Annotated in this window: 7 protein-coding genes; 4 read left to right on the forward strand and 3 right to left on the reverse strand. The window is 61.6% G+C overall.

Going from position 1 to position 19,588, the window contains the following annotated elements; genetic code table 11:
- Positions 1-825: 825 nt before the first annotated feature.
- Genes JOE09_RS21280 through fes form a run of 3 tightly spaced genes read right to left on the reverse strand, consistent with a single transcriptional unit; the run spans position 826 to position 10,985 of the window.
- On the reverse strand, positions 826-9,363 hold the full coding sequence (locus JOE09_RS21280) for a non-ribosomal peptide synthetase (protein ID WP_205067214.1): 8,538 nt from the start codon (positions 9,361-9,363) through the stop codon (positions 826-828).
- Positions 9,364-9,421: 58 nt separating this feature from the next.
- Complete coding sequence (locus JOE09_RS21285) at positions 9,422-9,634, reverse strand: MbtH family protein (protein ID WP_105591534.1); 213 nt, start codon at positions 9,632-9,634, stop codon at positions 9,422-9,424.
- The gene (gene fes, locus JOE09_RS21290) at positions 9,627-10,985 is read right to left on the reverse strand and encodes an enterochelin esterase (protein ID WP_338049374.1); all 1,359 of its coding nucleotides are present in this window, start codon (positions 10,983-10,985) and stop codon (positions 9,627-9,629) included. Before fes ends, JOE09_RS21285 begins: the two co-directional genes overlap by 8 nt.
- Positions 10,986-11,355: 370 nt before the next feature.
- On the opposite strand from fes, the gene JOE09_RS21295 reads away from it, so the two are divergent.
- The 4 genes from JOE09_RS21295 (at position 11,356) to JOE09_RS21310 (ending at position 19,576) form a co-directional block, all read left to right on the forward strand.
- Positions 11,356-13,479: a TonB-dependent siderophore receptor gene (locus JOE09_RS21295; protein ID WP_239553235.1), complete on the forward strand. Its 2,124-nt coding sequence runs from the start codon at positions 11,356-11,358 to the stop codon at positions 13,477-13,479.
- 461 nt (positions 13,480-13,940) lie between these two features.
- Entirely contained in the window at positions 13,941-16,136 is a 2,196-nt protein-coding gene (locus JOE09_RS21300) for a TonB-dependent siderophore receptor (RefSeq protein WP_205067216.1), read from the forward strand.
- A 145-nt stretch (positions 16,137-16,281) separates the two neighbouring features.
- Entirely contained in the window at positions 16,282-17,307 is a 1,026-nt protein-coding gene (locus JOE09_RS21305) for a C45 family autoproteolytic acyltransferase/hydrolase (RefSeq protein WP_205067217.1), read from the forward strand.
- A gap of 250 nt (positions 17,308-17,557) precedes the next feature.
- Positions 17,558-19,576 carry a sigma 54-interacting transcriptional regulator gene (locus JOE09_RS21310; protein ID WP_205067218.1) on the forward strand — a complete coding sequence of 673 codons (2,019 nt, stop codon included), beginning with the start codon at positions 17,558-17,560 and terminating at the stop codon, positions 19,574-19,576.
- Positions 19,577-19,588 lie beyond the last annotated feature (12 nt).

Consider the following 19,588-nt stretch of genomic DNA (forward strand, 5'->3'; position numbering starts at 1 on the left):
ACAGATGATTATCCGTTATCGTAGCGATTGTTTGATCTCATGCGACTGCGTTCCTATCACTTACACTGCCTACCAGCTGATTTAAATCCTGTTTTGCCTTGTCGCGCAATCCCACCGGCGCAATAGTATTCTTTCTCGTCACGTCAGCAAGGAGCGAACATAATTGAATCATGACCACTAAATGCAGTTACATTAAAATTACGTCATTAAGCGTAAAATCGGAATGAGATTAGCATGGGGAAGATAACACTATTGCAGCACAGCTTATAGGGTATAGATATTTGATCTATACCCTAACCATCTTATTTTCCAGTGGATTTACTAGGTTTTAATCCCGGAGTATTACCGGGAGTATCCTTATTATCTCGCCGGCGTTGATCCGGTTTTCCTGTAGATTTAGCAATTGGTTTAGGACCAGGTTTAAGACCCATGATAGCTATCCTTAAGATGTTTGAGAGAAAGCCTCTCAAAGTTGGTATAAGGGAAATAGTAAAATTTATCAAGATGTATAACCCATCTCTTTATGATTCACTCGTTATTGCTTGAGCAATGTCAATTTGCTGGTGCAAAGCAGTCAAATATAGATAAATGTTATGCCGTTAACTCTGATGCAGAAACGACCGTAACTCGTGTAACGCAAGAAGCGGAACTGTAGTACCACACAGAATTTACCCACCAGTGCAGGGCTATTCCCCCCCCACACAATAAAAAAATCCACGCAGCCGCGTGGATTTTTCAGTTTTACCCGTCGTTCATAAGATCTGCTGGAACCTAATCAAACAAAGCTCATCAACCCGCCAACCTCATCCAGCCTAAAACCAGCCTTCAATCCGTACTCCTACGCGCAGCAATCACCGAATTCAGCAGCGGACCAAGCTCCACCAGCGACTCCGGCGACAGAATATCCATATGCTCACAGGGCAGGCGATGGATCGCCAGCTCGCGCAGGTACGGTGCCCAGCAGGCCGCCACGTCCATGCCTTCCGGCAGCGTTTTGCTGGCGACGAACAGCGTGGCTTCACCGTCGAACCGATCGCTGGTGGCCGCGGAGAGTCTTAGCACCGCATCGCGGTAGTTCGCCACGATGCTGCGGAACATCGCCGCTTTCTCCGCCTGTAGTAGCGGATCGCTGTCGTCGATGTTGGCGGCCATAAACTCAGCCTCCTCGCGCGCTACTTCCGCCCGGGTTTCCTCTTCCGACGGCGGTGTCCAGTCCTGGCCTTCCGGCGGGTAGGTATCCAGCAGGCCGAGGAACGCGACCTCTTCGCCCTGCTGTTGCAGGCGCGCGGCTATGCCGTGGGCGAGGGTGCCGCCCAGCGAGTAGCCGAGCAGATGGTACGGCCCCTGCGGCTGCACGCTGCGGATCGTCGCAAGATGGCGATCGCACATCTCATCGATGCTGTCGCAGTTTGCAATCACCCCGTCCGGGCGCGGTGACTGCAGGCCGACAATTGGGAAGTCGCCGTCGATGTAGCGCATCATCCCCGCGTACTGCCAGGCAAAGCCGGAAGCCGGGTGGATGCAGAACAGCGCCGGACCGCTGCCGCTGCGGAACGGCAGGCACTCGCCGTTGGCGCGGCTTTCCGCGCCGTCCGCGCTGCCGTCGTCCAGCAGGCGCGCCATCTTCTCCACGCTGCGGGCGGCCATAATCTGACCGATCGACAGCGGGCTGCGGGTACGGCGTTTCAGCTCTGCCGCCAGGCGCATTGCCAGCAGCGAGTGGCCGCCGAGCGCGAAGAAGTCGTCATCGGCATGAATTTCATAACGATCCAGCAGACGGGCGAACAGATCGGCGAGAAGACGCTCGTGCTCCGTTTCCGGCAGCCGTCCTCCGGTTCGCGGGGCCTGCGGCAGCGGCAGGGCCTTGCGGTCCAGCTTGCCGTTGGCGCTGAGCGGGAAGCTATCGGTAAATACATAGCTGACCGGCAGCATATGGGCAGGCAGCCGTTCCGTCAGCTGCTGATGCAGCTGCTCGCTGTCCGGCTGCGCGCCGGGCTCGGCAATCAGCCAGGCCACCAGCTGCCGTGCATCGGCACCGCCGGTGCTCTGGCCGCCAAGCTCGCGGGCGGCAACCACCGCCTGCGCCACGCCCGGCAGAGCCAGCAGCGCCTGCTCGATTTCACCCAGCTCGATACGCTGGCCGCGGATCTTCAGCTGATCGTCGCTGCGGCCTAGGTATTCCACCGCGCCGTTATCCAGCCAGCGGGCGATATCGCCGGTACGGTACATGCGTTCACCTGCGGCAAACGGATCGGCGACAAAGCGCTGGGCGGTGAGATCGGCTCGGTGCAGGTAGCCGTCGGCCAGCTGTATGCCGCTCAGATAGAGATCGCCCGCCACGCCCACCGGCACCGGCCGCAGCAGGGCATCGAGAATGCGCAGCTCGGTGTTCCATACCGGATAGCCGATCGGCACCCCGGCACCCTGACAGGCGGCCAGCGCATCGCCGGAAGCCGGATACCAGCTGACATCGACGGCGGCTTCGGTCGGGCCGTACAGATTGTGCAGCGGTGCGGCAACCCGTGACTGATAGTCGTTCGCCAGATCGCAGGAGAGCGCCTCGCCGCTGCAAAATACCCGGCGCAGCGTGCGGCAGTGCGGGGCATCCGTACCGCTTTCCAGCGTGGCGGTCCACGCGGCCAGCATCGACGGCACGAAGTGCAGGGTGGTGACGCCGTAATCGTTGATTAAGCGGGTCAGCGCGTCCGGGTCGCGATGCGCATCCGGCGGTGCCATCAGCAGCTGCGCCCCGGTCATCAGCGGCCAGAAGAACTCCCACACCGACACGTCAAAGCTGCACGGTGTTTTCTGTAGCACCACGTCATCCGCCTCCAGCGGGTAAGCATCCTGCATCCACCACAGGCGGTTAACGATCGCCTGATGCCCGACCACCACGCCTTTCGGCCGCCCGGTAGAACCGGAGGTATACAGCACGTAGGCCGGGCTGTCCGCACGGGCCGCAGGCAGCGAATGCTGCGGTTCGGCCTCGTCGGCCAGCCGGTCGAAGGTCAGCAGCGTGCCCAGTGCGGCGAAGCGGGATGCCAGCGCGCTTTCGGTGATGGTTAACGCCGGACGGGCATCTTCCACCATATAGCTCAGGCGATCGTCCGGGTAGCCGGTATCCAGCGGCAGCCAGGCCGCGCCGACCTGCACAATCGCGGTCAGCGCCAGGCTCAGGCGCACCGAGCGCGGCAGCGCCACGGCGACCACATCACCCGGCTTAACGCCAGCGGCAATCAGGCGATCCGCCAGCAGGCGTGCCTGCACATTCATCTGGCGATAGGTCAGACGATGCTCAACGTCCAGCAGCGCCAGCGCGTCCGGTGTGCGGGCAACCTGGCGTGCAATGGCCTGCTGGAGGGTATCGGCGGCGAGCGGATGCGCGGTAGCGTTGATCTTGGCTATCAGCGCCTGCTCATCCGGCGTTTGCAGCGTCCAGCGTGCCAGCGGCCGATCCGGCTCGGCCACCAGCTGTTCAATCAGCATCAGCAGGCGATCGGCCAGGCGCTGCGGATGGCTGACCGCATCGCGATACTCCATCAGCAGCTGTAAGCGTTCGCCCGGCAGCACCAGCAGCGTCAGCGGATAGTGGGTGTAGCCCCGGTTGCCAATTGCCTCACAGCGCAGGCCCTCGTGTGGACGGTGCAGATCGCCGTTATCCGGGTAGTTTTCCACCACCAGCAGGGTATCGAACAGCGTTCCGCTGCCCGCCAGCTGCTGTAGTTCGCCCAGACCGAGATCGTCGTGCTCAATCAGCTGGATCTGCTGCGCCTGATGTTCGGCCAGCTGGGCCATTAGCGGGCGCTGCGCGTCGAATTGCATGCGTACCGGCAGGGTGTTGCTGAACAGGCCGACGTGCTGCTGCTGGCCTTCAATCTGACCAAAACGGCCGGAAACCGGGGAGCCAAACACTACGTCCTGATGCCCGCTTTCAATAGCCAGCAGCATGCCCCAGATCCCCTGCATCACGCTGTTCAGCGTCAGGCCGCGCTGGCGGCACAGCGCCAGCAGGCCCTGCTCCAGTTCGGGCTTCAGCAGCAGCCGCCGCTCGTGTACCTCGCCCGCAGGGGCGTCAGCGCCGAACAGCAGGGTGGGGCGTACGTCCTGCAGAACCGACTGCCAGACCTGACGCGATGCGGCAGCATCCCGCGCGGCCAGCTGCCGGACAATGTCGGCATAGCTGGCCCGGTGCGGCGTCAGCGCCTGCGGCCCGTGATACAGCGCGGTCAGCAGATCGGTCAGAATCACCGGCGTGGACCAGCCGTCCACCACCAGGTGATGCGCGTTCAGCAGCAGGGTGGATCGCGGCGTATCGCCGTGGCGCACCAGCACCGCGTGCAGCATGGCGGGCTGGCTGAACAGATCGCGCGCCAGCTCGCTTTTCTCCAGCGCCAGCAGCGCGGCGTCCTCTGCTTCCGGCGTCAACTCCGGCAGCTGATGACGGTCCAGCTGCCAGCAGCCCTGCTGCGGTTCAATCACCGGGATCAGCTGTAGCGGCTGAAGGGCCAGCTCGCTGTCGAAGCGTGCCGCCAGCTGAGGATGATGGCGCACCACGGCGTTCAGCGCCGCGCGCAGGCGATCTTCATCCAGCGGGCCGCTGAAGGTCAGCCGGGTCAGCGAGTTGTAGCTGCCGCTGTCACCGGCGGTCTGGGCGTGGAACAGCAGCCCTTTTTGCAGCGGCAGCAGCGGCAGGATCGCCGCCAGCGGGCCGTGGCGTTTTGCCAGCGCCAGCACATCCGGCTGGTCTACGCCGTCCAGCGCCACTTCGGCTGCCACCAGCGTATCCGCCGCCTGCTGCGGATAGCGGCTGGCAAAGCGGCCCAGCGCGTCGGTGGCATCGGCGATGGCGCGGTGCAGGGCGTCGATATCCTGCTCGCTGAAGACCTCGCGCAGCCAGCCCCAGTTGATCGCCAGCTGCGGTTCGGCAGACTGCTCATCAACGAAGATATTGACCTCCAGCGCGTGCAGCTGCGGCATCTGCGGGTCCTGCCAGACGGCAAAGGCATCGCGGAAGCGCTGGCGGGTGCGCTGCGGGGTCCACAGCGCGCTGCCGCTGCTGAAGCGTCCAAGATAGTTAAACAGCACTTCCGGCGCGTGCCGCTGCGCCAGTTCACGCAGCTGCGGGCCGTGTTCATCGCTCAGCCAGCACAGCTGCCCGAAGCCGATACCGCGATCTTTCACCGCACGCATCACGCTTTTCACCGAGCGGACAGCATCGCGCAGATTGCCGGTGTCGCCTTCGTCCAGCGAGATCAGCAGCGGATATTCGGCGGTCAGCCAGCCGACGGTGCGGGCCAGATCGCTGTCGCCTTCCAGCTCCGCGCGGCCGTGTGATTCCAGGGTGTAGCGCAGCTCGCTGGCCTCAAAGCAGGCAATTAACGCCAGCGACAGCGCGGAGAGCAGCATCTCTTCGGTGCTGGCGCGATACTGCTGCGGCAGCGTGGTCAGCAGCGCCCGCGTCTGGCTGGCGCTGAGCAGGGTGCGTTTCTCCTTCAGCTCGCCGTGGCGATCGCGGCCGGTCAGCGCGCGCTGGCCGAGCAGCGGCACCGGCGATTGCAGCATACTTTGCCAGAACGGCAGCTCGGCGGCGCGCGCCGGGGTGGCGTTTTTCAGGACGGCGGACCAGTCGTGCAGCGAGGTCTCTTCCGCCGTCAGCTGCGGTTGCTGACCGGCCATTACCGCCTCGGCGGCCTGGCGCAGCTCGTCGAGCAGTACGCGCCACGATACGCCATCGACCACCAGATGGTGGATAACCAGTACCAGCCCGAAGGTCTGCTGATGATGCTGTAGCAGCACGGCCTGCATCATCACGCCGCTGGCCGGATCGAGGCGCTGAACGGCATCGGTATAGGCATCTTCCGCGCAGGCTTCCACCGCCTGATAGATCGGCGCGGTCTGCACCCAGCCGCTGAAACCGGCAGGCTGCGGTTCACCGACCACCAGCCGTTCGTCGCGGGTAAAGGCAGCCAGCGCGGGATGCGCCCCGGCCAGCGCACGCAGCGCCTGCTCCAGCTGCTGCGGCTGAAGCTCCGCAGGCACCTGTAGCCACACGCCGTGGGCAAAGCGCTGATTGATGCCGCCGTGCGCGGCAAAGGAGTGCAGGATCGGCAGGCCGTCAATCACGCCCTGCTGCGCCACGCGCTGCGCTTTCACCATGGTCGACAGCGGCTCCATGCTGTGCGCCATGCGGGCGGCGGTGCGCTGGGCGAAGATATCGCGCGGGCGCAGCAGATATCCGGCGCGGCGCGCGGCGGTACTCAGCCCCATCGCGGAAATACTGTCGCCGCCGAGCGAGAAGAAGTCGTCATCGGCCCCGGTGCGCTCCATCCCCAGCAGTTCAGCCACGGCCTGGCAGATCAGCGTTTCCTGTTCGGTCTGCGGCTCACGACCCGGCTTAAACACCGCCTGCTGCGGGGCAGGCAGCGCCTGGCGGTCGATCTTCCCGTTGACGTTGAGCGGCAGGTCGGCCATCACCACCAGCACCGCCGGGACCATATAGTCCGGCAGCGTCACCGCCAGCTGCGCCAGCAGGTGCGCGGAGAGATTTTCTTCGGCGCGCAGACTGTCGTCCTGTACCGAGCAGTAGCCGATCAGGCGATGGGTGGCCCCGATAGGCTGGGCGATCACCACGGCGGTGCTGACTTCGGCCAGCGCCACCAGCGCGTTTTCCACTTCGCCCAGCTCCACGCGGAAGCCGCGCACCTTGATCTGGTGATCGACGCGGCCAATAAACGCCAGCTGGCCGTCGCTGCGCCAGCGCATCAGATCGCCGCTGCGGTACATCACCTCGCCGTCGAGGAACGGGTTAGCCACGAAGCGGGCGGCGGTCAGATCCGGGCGGCGCAGGTAGCCACGGGCGATGCCGGTGCCGGAAATATACAGCTCGCCCACGCTGCCGACCGGTACCTGGCGCAGCTGGTTATCCAGCAGCCAGACGCGGGTATTGCCCACCGGGCGGCCAATCACCGGCTGGCCGGAGGCCATCACGCTGGCACCCAGCGTATCAATGGTGTATTCGGAGGGGCCGTAGTAGTTGTGGATCTCGACTTCCGGGTGCTGCTGCATCAGCTTCCACAGCGTTGGGGTAGCCGCCTCACCGCCGATCATCACAAACGCCGGGCGATGGCTTTCCGGCTCAAACAGCCCGCTGTCGATCATCTGGCTGAAGAAGGACGGGGTGATATCCAGCAGATCGACCGGCACCTGCTTCATTTTTTCCAGCAGCGCCCAGGCATCGCGGCGCAGCTCTTCGTCGAAGATCGCCAGCTCGCAGCCCATGATCATGCAGAAGACCGGCTCCCACGAGGAGTCAAACGAGAACGAAGCGGTGTGCCCGGCGCGCATGCGGCGCGGCTGCGTGCGGTGGAACTTGTCGATCGCCGGGCCAAACAGGTTTCTCTGGTGAGACAGGAACAGGTTGAGCAGCCCCTGATGGGTGCTCATCACGCCTTTTGGCCGCCCGGTGGAGCCGGAGGTGTAAATCATATAGGCCAGATGCTCGCCGCACTGGGCTTCACGGCGCTCGTCGTCGCGAACCGCCTCGCCCGGTTGCGCCGCGCAGGCCGCCAGCAGATCGATATCGTCGATGCAAAGGTGGGGCAGCGGCGGCATCTGCGCCAGGGTGCCGGTGTGGGTTAACAGCAGCTTCGGCTGGGCGTCGTCGCACATCAGCGTCAGGCGGTCGCGCGGATAGTCGAGGTCCAGCGGCATATAGGCCGCGCCGCTGGCCAGCACGCCGAAGATCGCCACCAGCGAGTCAACGGAGCGAGGAATGCCGATCGCCACCACGTCTTCCGCGCCCAGACCGCGGGCAATCAGCTCACGCGCCAGCTGCATGGCGCGGACGGAGAGTTCACCGTAGGTCAGGCTGACCGCGCCACAGGTGACGGCAACGGCATCGGGCTGCTGCGCCACGCGTTTTTGCAGCATTGCGAGGATCGACACTTCACCGGGCTGCGGTGCAACGCGGATGCCGCGTGACCAGCCGTCAATCTGCTGCTGCTCGCGCTCACCGATAAGCGACAGCGCGGCCAGCGGCAACTCAGGGTTTTCAGCCAGCTGGCGGGCAACGTGGGCGATACGCTCGGCATGCCATTGCAGCATCTGGCGGTCATATTTCTCCGCGCTGGCGACCAGCGTCAGCTGGAGTTCGCCCTGCTGGAAGCCGACTTCAAATTCGATGTCGTCCACCGGCCCCATCGCCAGCGTGCGGCTGACGGCCGCAATGCCGTCGAAGCTCAGCGAATCGTGATACACCTTCAGGTTGATCACCGGACCGTACAGCGGCTTGCTGCTGCCCACCAGGCCCAGATCGCGGCGCAGCTGCTCGGCTTCATAGCGCTGGTGGCGGCGAACCTGCTTAATTTCCCCCTGCAGGGCGAGGCTGACATCCGCCAGCGTCATCTCCGGCCGCAGATTCAGCAGCAGCGGCAGCACGTTCACTACCGGTCCGGTGGCGGCAAGGGCAGCAGAGCCCATGCGGCGCATAAACGGGAAGCCAACGCTGAGGTGATATTCCCCGCTGATGCGCGCCAGCCAGCTGACCAGCAGCGCACTGGTCAGCTCGGCGGGCGTCAGGCTGGCGGTCTGCGGTTGCTGACTGAAGGCGGTAAACAGGTCGGCGGGCAGGGTGACCGGCTGTTTCAGCGGGCCGGAAGCGTCGGCACCGCTGAACGACTCGTTTGACAGGGTTATCGCCGCCGGGAAATCCGTGCAGTGCTGCTGCCAGAACAGCGCCGCTCGCTCATACGCCGGAGAGTGCGGATAGTCGAGGTATTCGGCTACCACCTCGCCAAAGGGAATAAACGGCGAAGCCGCAGGCGTTTCCTGTGCCCGCAGCGCACGGTAAATCTCGGCAACGCGCCGCGTCAGCGCCTCAAAACTGAACCCGTCCACCAGCAGATGGTGATAGCGCTGATACCACAGCCAGCCGCCGTCTCCGATGCGCATCATCACCTGCCGGTACAGCGGACGCTCGCCGTCGGCGGCGAGGTCAGCGGCCAGATCGTCCTGCATCAGCGCCTGCGCCGCCTGGCGCGGGTCGGCGTGCTGGCTGAAGTCTATCCACTCAACCGGCTGCACCTGCTGCGCGGTACTATGCAGCGGCAGGGTTTGCACCGGCGTGCCGTCCGCCGCAAGGCCAAAACGGGCCTGCACGGTATCGGCCTCCGCCATCGTCTGGCGGATGGCGCGATCCAGCGCGTGGCGATCGATCTCACCATGCAGTTCACTGTAGTGCGCGACGGTAAAGGTGTTGCTGCGGTGGGCGATCTGGTCGGCAATCCAGATCCCCGGCTGCGCGGCGACCAGCGGATAATCGGCAAAGTCTGCCAGTACTTCGGGGGCAATATGAGTCTCGGACACGGTGACGATTCCTGTCAGCAAAACAAAAAAAAGGGTGGAACGCGGCGTGCAGGCCCGATCAGCCTGCCTGTTTCAGCGCCGCCGGGCGCATATCCTGCCAGTGCGCTTCGATATAGCTGATGCAGTCGGCGCGGCTGTCCGGCCCGGCCACGGTCTGCCAGCCGGGCGGCACGTCGGCAAAGGCGGGCCACAGGCTGTACTGCTGCTGCGCATTCAGCAGCACCAGAAAACTCAGGCTTTCATCGTCAAACGGGTTCTGTTGTTCAGTCATGGTGGGTTCCTGTTTCTGCAGGGTGTTGAGGATCGGCGAAATCGGCCAGCAGCCAGCGCAGGCCGTCAATCAGCCCGCCGCGCCAGCACAGTGAATCGTGGCCGCCGGAGAAGATGCGGAAGAAGGTACGGTGCCCGGCGGCAACCAGCGCTTCGTGCATCTGCTCGCTGAGCGGCGCCATATCGCCTTCGCGGTTGCCGGCTTCCATAAAGATGGTCAGTCGACTGGCGGGAAGATCGCGCTGAATCAGCTGCGCGGTCAGCCAGCCCATTTCACGCTGCTTCAGCTCGCCAAAGTTGCGGATCAGCTGCATATTCGGCCACCAGAACGATCCGGACTGGCTGAGCACGCGGCCAAAGCGGTGCGGGCGGTGCAGCCCGGCATAGGTCGCCGCCAGCCCGCCGTAGCTCTGGCCGGTGACCACGGTGCGGTCGGCCTCTTCGCTGAACGGCGTGCGGCCGCGCGCCAGCGGCAGCAGTTCTTCTTCTACTGCCTGCCAGAAGGCGGGGTTGCACGGCAGCTCTTTCTCGCGCCATTCCATATTAATGACGTCAATAAACAGCCAGGCCGCCGCCGGGAAATGATTGCTCTCGGTTTCGCTGTCCAGCGCGCTGAACAGCGGGCTGCCTTCCGCCCAGTTCTGGCCGTCGAGGACGATCACCAGCGGGCGGGTTTCCGGCGTGGCGGTCTGCCCGGTGGTGTAAAGCCAGATGCGGCGTTCATTGCCCAGCAGATCGCTTTGCCAGGTGAACTGTTGCAGTCGACCGGCGTCCGCCAGCGGCGTATGGCCGGAGTCCAGCAGATGCCATGAAGACTGATCCGGCGCGCCCGGCATATGGGCGGCGGAGAGGGGATGATGGCGGCTGTTAAAGTGCGGTGCGCTGTGGTTCAGCGGATCGGAAATGGCAAACGGGAACAGCGATATCCACCACTCGCGCTGCTGGCGGGCGCGGGTTTCCGCATCGCTACTGAACGCGGGAGGCAGCTGCGCGGCACCCACCGGGATCAGGCTGTAACTGCCGCGCCACTGCGGATCGATCTCGGTTGACCAGTGCCAGACATCGGTGCCCGGCACGCGATGCAGGCTCTGCGGCTGCGGGCTGTGGTGGTCGGTGACGCAGTTAATATCGGCATACACCTGACGCACCGGAGACTGCGATTCATCACCGGCGGGGTCGCGCCAGAAGTAGCTCATTTTGACCCGCTCAGCGGAATACTCTTCCACCAGCGGCGTGCCGATATGCGCCAGCTCCTGCCACCAGGCCTCTTCGCCAACGTTTTCCATTGCTAGCAATGCTGCTGCACTTCCGTACGGCTGGCGTGAGGGGCGTGGCCACATCTTTTTCGTCACGGATGTTTTCCTTTGGTTACATTATGTTACTTAAAATTAATCTTTCTAAGTACGCTTAGATTAAACAACGCTAATGCAAATATTATTGAGAACAATTTGCATTTGCAATAAGATGCCGCCCAACTTTCCAGGGGATGACGGTAAGTTACCTAGAGATAACGGTTTTCTCCTGGAAGGAGTGTGGAAAAGTACCGTCAGTCGCAGTGGCAAACGGGCTTTCTTTCTTCGTCGCGCTTATCAATTTTGCTGACAGCCGCGACTTTATGGGGATTCCCCTGAAAAGTTGTTCCGGACGAGAGAACTGAACATGTTTAAAAAGATTATAAAACAGGCAGGACCAGGCCTGGCAATACACTCTGAAAAACCTTCCATGCGTATTTTACTGGCTTCTTCTCTGTTAATGCTGCCGCTGGCCCATGCCGCCGCAGAGGACACCATTACGGTGACCGCAGAGAGCCGTGAAAGCGTCACATCCCCCCTGAAAGGCGTGGTGGCGAAAGAGAGCGCCGCCGGGACCAAGACCGGCACGCCTTTGAGCAAAACGCCGCAATCGATTTCGGTGGTCACCCGCGAGCAGATGGACGACCAGGCGTTTGAGTCGGTGGCCGATGCGCTGAGCTACACCAGCGGCGTGGTGACCAACTATCGCGGCAACTCCAACCGCAACGACGAAGTGATCAGCCGCGGCTTCCGCTATGCGCCGAAGCTGCTGGACGGTCTGCACTCCGGCCTTTCCAGCTCCAGCGGTGGAGCAGGGCAGATCGACCCGTGGCTGTTAGAGCGTGTGGAAATGGTCCACGGCCCGGCGGGCGTGCTGTACGGCCAGGTCAGCCCCGGCGGCCTGCTGATGATGACCAGCAAGCGCCCGACGGCGGAAAGCATTCACGAAGTGAAGCTCAGCACCGGTAACCATCACCTGGGCGAAGCGGCATTTGATTTCGGCGGTAAGCTGAATGATGACAACACGCTGTTCTATCGCCTGAACGGTATCGCCAGCACCAAAAATGAAACGGTGAAGCACAATAAACAGCAGCGCTGGGCGATTGCACCGGCGATCACCTGGCTGCCGAATGCCGATACCAGCTTCACCCTGCTGACAAGCTACCAGAACGATCCAAAGGCCGGGTCGCGCAACTTCCTGCCGATGGCGGGCACGCTGAAAAATACCAGCGTGGGCTACCTGCCGTATGATTTCAACATCAACGATCAGAGCTTCTACGGCAATAAGCGTGAGCAGGCCTCCATTGGTTACGAGCTGGATCACAACTTCAACGAAGCGCTTTCCTTCCAGCAGAACCTGCGCTACACCCACCGTGATGAAGACTATAAATATATGGTCTACACCACCAGTTCCAGCGTGAACGACCACACCATCAACCGCCGTCCGCAGCAGGAAACGGCGATGACCAACGAGTTCGGCGTGGATAACCATCTGAAGGGCGTGTTCGATACCGGCGAAGTCAGCCATACCGTGCTCGGCGGCCTGGATTACCGCTGGAGCCGCGTGGCCAGCACGTTGTCGCGCCATACCTCTGATAAGTACCAGCTCGACTGGGCCAACCCGACCAGCGTTGAGGTGAACAACGCCGATATTGCGCTGACCACCAGCAGCGTTAAGCAGCTGCACCAGGTTGGGCTGTACCTGCAGGATCAGCTGGAGTGGGATAACTGGAACCTGGTGCTGTCCGGTCGCAACGACTGGTCGCAGACCCGCACCATCAACCGCATCAGCGGATCGGACGTCACTCAGAACGACAGTAAGCTGACCGGCCGCGCGGGCCTGCTGTACGCCTTTGATAACGGCCTGTCGCCGTATATCAGCTACAGCACCTCGTTTGAACCGAACCTGAGCACCGGCGCGCCGGGCACCGATCCGTTTGAGCCAACCACCGGCGAACAGACGGAAGTCGGGCTGAAGTTCCAGCCGGTCGGCAGCGATACGGTGATGACCGTTTCCTGGTTCGACATCAATCAGAAAAACATCACCTCCTATAACAGCACCACCGGCTACAACGAGCAGATCGGTAAGGTGAATTCGCAGGGTGTGGAAACGGAAATTCACGCGCAGCCGATCCCGGAAGTGAAGCTGATTGCCGCCTATACCTACACCGATGCGGTAACCAAAGAAACCTATACCGCTTCGCAGCTGGGCCATACGCCGGCCAGTATTCCGCGCCATGCGGCATCGGCCTGGGGCAGCTACAGCTTCCTGAACGGTCCGCTGAGCGGCTTCACCGTCGGTGCGGGCGTGCGTTACGTGGGTGATGCGCCTGCGGACTCGACCGGCACCGACGAAGTACCGCACTACACCCTGTACGATGCGATGGTGAAGTACGAGCTGGGCCACGCCGTTTCTTCGCTGGAAGGCACCACCGTACAGCTGAATGTGCAGAACCTGACCGACGAACGCTATGTTGCCTCGTGCAGCAATACCGAAGCCTGCTTCTACGGCACCGACCGTACCGTGGTAGCGTCGGTAAACTACCGCTGGTAAAGCACGTCGGAAAGTCGCTCCGCCAGCTCTGCCGGAAACCTTTTCGTCAATGTTTCCGGCCATATTTTCACGAGATGTCCGGGAAATATCCGGCGAACGGTCAGCCTTGCTGAGCCTTCGCCAGCGGACTATTGAATCATCCCTTTGCCACCCATTCGGGTGGCATTTTTTTTACTGCTGGATTTATTTTTGATCGTTTCCTGCGCGATTTGACCATTATTGCTGCAAATGATAATGGCATTGAGAATTATTTCCATTTGCAATAATATGCACCACAGCTTTGACAGGGAAATCGCTAACTCGATATGTAGTAAGGGTTTTCATGCCATCGCCATAACAAGAACCACAGCCGAATACGGCTGATGAGATCTGTGATAGCGGTCGGGATGTTTTTTTTAACGATAAGTTCCCGGCCGGACTGGTGTTTTTTTGGCAAGCAGTTCCTGAATGGATGAAGAGATATGTTCAGTACCGTAAAAAAACAAGCAAGACCAGGCTTTGCAGTACGTTCCGATAAACACACAATGCGTCTTTTACTCGCCTCCAGCCTGCTGGTGGTGCCGATGGCTCACTCCGCGACCGTCACGGAAAATACGCTGACCGTTACGGCCCAGGCTCAGGAGAGCGTAACCGCGCCGCTGAAAGGCGTGGTGGCAAAAGAGAGCACCGCCGGAACCAAAACCGATACCCCGCTGCGCAAAACTCCGCAGTCAATCTCAGTCGTCACCCGCGATCAGATGGACCAGCAGGAACCGGCCTCGGTTGCTGATGCGTTGGCCTACACCAGCGGTGTGGTAACCACCTACCGCGGTAACTCCAACCGGAATGACGAAGTGATCAGCCGTGGCTTCCGCTACGCGCCGAAGCTGCTGGACGGTCTGCACTTCGGGCTTTCCAGCCAGAACGGCGGAGCGGGGCAGTTTGACCCGTGGCTGCTGGAGCGCGTGGAGATGGTTCACGGACCGGCAGGCGTGCTGTACGGCCAGGTCAGCCCCGGCGGCGTGGTGGTGATGACCAGCAAGCGCCCGACCGCGCAGGAGATCCGCGAAGTTAAGTTGAGCAGCGGTAACCGCCACCTGGCGGAAGCGGCGTTTGACTTCGGCGGCAAGCTGAACGACGACAACACGCTGTTCTATCGTCTGAACGGCATCGGCAGCACCAAACACGAATTCGTGAAGGACAACAAGCAGGAGCGCGTGGCCATTGCCCCGGCGCTGACCTGGTTGCCAAACGAAGACACCAGCTTCACGCTGTTAACCAGCTACCAGAACGATCCAAAAGCCGGTTCGCGTAACTTCCTGCCGCGCGCGGGTACGCTGTACTCCACCAGCGTCGGTTACGTGCCTTACGACTTCAACGTCAGCGAATCGAACTACGATAAGTCGAAGCGCGAACAGGCCTCCATCGGCTATAACCTCGACCATAACTTCAACGATGCCGTGTCGTTCACCCAGAACCTGCGCTTCACTCACCGCGATGAAGATTACAAGTATCTGGTGTACAACGTCGTCGCCCCGACCAACGACCATACGCTGACCCGCATGGCGCAGCACGAATCGCAGTTGACCAACGAATTCGGCGTGGATAACCAGCTGAAAGGCGTATTCGATACCGGTGCGGTGAAACATACCGTACTGGGCGGGCTGGACTACCGCTACAGCCATATCAATTCGAAGATGTACCGCGACCGCAACAGCGACTACCCGATCGACTGGGCGAACCCGAGCCATACCGATATTGATACCAGCAAGCTGTCGCTGGTCTCCAGCGATCAGAAAACCCTGAACCAGGTGGGCGTTTACGTACAGGACCAGCTGGAGTGGAACGACTGGAACCTGCTGCTTTCCGGCCGTCACGACTGGTCGCAGGTGAATACCCGCGACAACACCTCCGGCGGGTCTGAAGTCAGCTACAACGACAATCAGTTCACCGGGCGCGCGGGCCTGCTGTACGCCTTCGACAATGGTATTTCACCGTACGTCAGCTACAGCACCTCGTTTGAACCGACGCTGTATCAGGGCGAACCGGGCAGCCCGGCGATGAAGCCAACCACCGGCAAACAGACCGAAGTGGGCGTGAAGTATCAGATCCCGGACAGCAACACCCTGCTGACGCTTTCCTGGTTCGATATCACCCAGAAGAATGTGGCCTCGTTTAACCGCACCACCTTCTTCTACGATCAGATCGGTAAAGTGAAATCTCAGGGCGTGGAAGCGGAAGTTCACGCACAGCCAACCCCGGAAATCGCGCTGACTGCGGCTTACTCCTATACGGACGTGGAAACCAAAGATTCGCCAACCGCCGCTGAAATCGGCCACAGCCCGGCGGCTATCCCGCGCCACGCTGCGTCTGCCTGGGGCACCTACAGCTTCCAGCATGGCGTGCTAAACGGTCTGTCCGTCGGCACCGGCGTACGCTACATCGGCACCGCGCCGGGCGATGCCATCGGTGAGTACTATGTCCCGCATTACACGCTGTACGATGCAATGGTCAAATATGACCTCGGCCAGGCCACGTCATCCCTGCGCGGCACCACTTTACAGGTGAACGTACAGAACCTGAGCGATAAGAAATACGTTTCCTCCTGCAGCGGCGAAGATGCCTGCTTCTACGGCGTGGGTCGTACGATTATCGCCTCGGTTGATTATCGCTGGTAAGCAGCAGGCCTGAAGCATAAGTACTGCTGTAAGGCCCCCCGAGCCGCTGTCTGTGTTGCAGACAGCGGCTTTTTTATTGCGAGTGCGGTTGGTATGCTCAGCCGAATTCAGTAGATTGACGTATCACTCAATAAAAGAAAACGGCATGAAACATATCACCCTTAGCGGCGACAACTATCAGATCGGCTATCAGCTTGGCGAACTGGGCAGCGATGCTTACCTGCGCGAAGTGCGTGCTACCGCGCTGTGGAGCCACACCACCGCGCTGAAAAATAGCGATCGGCTGCAGGCCATGCAGCAGCAGGTGCAGCAGCATTTTCCTCTGCTGTGGCAGGAACTCCGCGGCCTGGCGGACGGATTGCAGGCACCCTTAGATGAGGTGTTTGCCTGGAACTGTCGCGGCGACCTGCTGCCGTCAACCTCCGACGGCTGCACCACCGTAACCGGTTTTACCGACGCGGGCGAAGCGTTGATTGCCCACAACGAAGACGGTTTCCCGCAGCTGCGTGAACACTGCGGCATCGTCACCGTTAGGCCCGAACAGGGGCTGGCGTTTACCAGCTTTTTCTATCCCGGTTCAATCTGCGGCCACACCGTGGCGGTTAACGAGCGCGGGCTGGTCAATACGGTAAACAATATTCGCGCATCGGAACGCCCGGCGGGGTTGCCACGGCAGATTCTGGCGCGTGCGGCGCTGGATGCGGCCACGATCGATGAAGCGGTCACGATCCTTACTTCGCAGCCGCGCGGCGGGGCGTTCCATCACAGTCTGGCGCAGTGCGGCGATGCGCGCATTGTCAGCGTAGAAGCCACCGGCACGGCGCAGCATGTGCAGATTAACCCTCGTCGCTACGGCCATGCGAACCATCTGATCCACCCGGAAATGTCAGCGGTGGCGCAAACCATCACCGGCAGCTCCGCCAGCCGACAGCAGCGCCTGCAGCAGTGGCTGACAGATAGCGAAGAGCAGCCGTTAAACCCGGCCCAGGCCCTGACCATCCTCAATGACAACCAGCACGCTGACCTGCCGATCCTGCGGCTGGACCCGGCAGATCCGGATGAAGAAAACACCCTGGCGACGGCGATTTTCGTTATCGGCGCAAGTCAGGTTAACTGGACGCTGTTTACCGACGATCGCCAGCGCGCCTGTCTCTCCGGTCAGCAGCCCTGAAGACGGCACAGAACCCGTATCAGCTCTCTTTTTGAGCAAATAAATCGGCCGCGTTTTGCGGCCGATCACAGATTGCCGCCTGATGCGGTGAAAAACTCTCCCCGGGCATTAATCTGATAAAAAATCACTGCTTATCCGTGACGGTTGGCCCGCCCCCGGGCCTGCATCGCCGTCGCAATTCAGTGTATGATATCGGTCGCTTCAGCAGCGGTTATCCCCGGCCGTCTGTGCCGCTACAGGAGAAACATCCGTGAATCAGAGCCAGCGCGAACATATTGCCACGGTGATGGCCAGTATCAGCAACAGCGCCTCTTTACTGCCCGCCAGGCCGCACGACAGAGCGATTCGCGACTCCTGGCAGCGCTGCGTGGAACATCACGGGCTCGATCCCAGCCGTATGCAGGAGGCCCGTATTCTTCCGTGGCACGAGCTGCGGGAGTACCGTCAGGAGATGGAAGAGTTTCGCCATATTGCCCACCACGGCCTGACGGTGCTGTATAAGCAGATTGCCGCTGCGGGATACGTGCTGCTGCTGACCGACGCGCGCGGCGTTACCGTCGATTATCTGGGCGATGCCGATACGGAAATCAGCCTGCGGCGGGCGGGGCTGTTTCTCGGCGCGCAGTGGACCGAAGCCTGCGCCGGAACCTGCGCCGTCGGCACCGCGCTGGCGACCGGCAAGGCGCTGACCGTTCATCAGGCTGACCATTTTGATGCCACCCATATTCCGCTGACCTGCACCGCCGTACCGCTGTTCGATCCGCAGGGGCAACTGAACGCGATCCTCGATATTTCGGCGCTTAGTTCGCCGCAGCCTAAATCCAGCCAGCAGCTGGCACTGCAAATCGCCAAGCTTTACGCCCATCAGATCGAGAATGCCTGGTTTGAACATCGCCACCGCAACGACTGGGTGCTGAAGCTCAGCCCGGCGTCGCCGTTTGTCGAGGTCAGCCCGGATTTCCTGATTGCGTTCGATGCTGGTGGAAACGTGGTAGGGCATAACCATCGTGCCCAACGCATGCTGGAAAAAGAGCTGGGAATAGGCGCACCGCCGCCGCACAGCAAAAGTACGCTGCTGGGGATGCCGATCGAGCAGCTGTTTAATACCTCGATTGACAGCCTGCCGGACTGGTTGGCCAGCGCCAACGGGCGGCAGGGCACGCTGGAACGCGCGCGCAGCGGAGAAAAGCTGTTTGTCACCGCCGTGCAGCCCACCCGCTGCCCGCCGCGCCGCCCGAGCAACCCGGATGCGATACCCGCGCCGCTGGCGGCTCTCAACGGCGGTGATGCCGTGCTGCAACAGCAGTTACAGCGCGCCTCGCGGTTGCTACAGGCCTCATTGCATCTGGTGATCCACGGGGAAACCGGCAGCGGCAAAGAGTACTTCGCCCGCGCGTTTCATCAGGCCAGCGACCGCCGCGAGCGGCCGTTTGTGGCGGTGAACTGTGCGGCTATTCCGCCAACGCTGATTGAAAGCGAACTGTTTGGTCATCTGCCTGGCAGCTTCTCCGGCGCGGGCAGTAAGGGGCGGCGCGGTCTGATTCAGGAGGCCGACGGCGGTACGCTGTTCCTGGATGAAATCGGTGATATGCCACTGGAGATGCAGACCCGCCTGCTGCGGGTGCTGGCCGAGCAGGAGGTGCTGCCGGTGGGCGCAACCCGGCCGGTGCCGGTGGATGTGCGGGTGATTTCGGCTTCGCATCACGCGCTGGATCGGCTGGTGGCCGAGGGGCGTTTCCGTACCGATCTGTTTTACCGTTTGCAGGGGGCGCGCATCACGCTGCCGCCGCTGCGCCAGCGTAGCGATCTCGACTGGCTGATTGATAAGCTGCTGGCGGGCAGGGTAGAGATGAGCGCGGCTGCACGTCGCCGTCTGCATTCGCATAGCTGGCCCGGCAATTTACGCGAGCTGAATAATGCGCTGGATTATGCCGCAGCGGTGTGCGACGGCGGTCGTATTGAGGTCGGGGATTTGCCGGATGGGCTGACAGCCGCTGTTGCATCATCACAGGTGGCGGCGGGGTTGCCTCAATCTTCTGGTGATATCGATATTGCATCTTTGTCGCATTCTGCCGTTGTGCCGTTAGCACCGACGCAGGCCGCTTTTGCCGATGCGGCTTTGCCGCCTGAAGCGCAGTTGCTGGTGCAGTATTTGCGTGCGGCGCGCTGGAATCATAGTGCGGTGGCGCGGCAGATGGGGATCAGTCGTATGACGCTTTATCGCCGGATGCAGCGGTTTGGGATTCAGTCGCCGGTGAATGAGGGGTGAGATCATTCTTGG

The organism is Pantoea coffeiphila (genome assembly GCF_016909495.1).
Classification (GTDB): domain Bacteria; phylum Pseudomonadota; class Gammaproteobacteria; order Enterobacterales; family Enterobacteriaceae; genus Erwinia; species Erwinia coffeiphila.

Bases quoted from the DNA above. Each gene is read 5' to 3' on its own strand.
- JOE09_RS21295 (WP_239553235.1), top strand. From the start codon at position 11,356: ATGCGTATTTTACTGGCTTCTTCTCTGTTAATGCTGCCGCTGGCCCAT.
- JOE09_RS21285 (WP_105591534.1), bottom strand. From the start codon at position 9,634: ATGACTGAACAACAGAACCCGTTTGACGATGAAAGCCTGAGTTTTCTG.
- JOE09_RS21300 (WP_205067216.1), top strand. From the start codon at position 13,941: ATGTTCAGTACCGTAAAAAAACAAGCAAGACCAGGCTTTGCAGTACGT.
- JOE09_RS21305 (WP_205067217.1), top strand. From the start codon at position 16,282: ATGAAACATATCACCCTTAGCGGCGACAACTATCAGATCGGCTATCAG.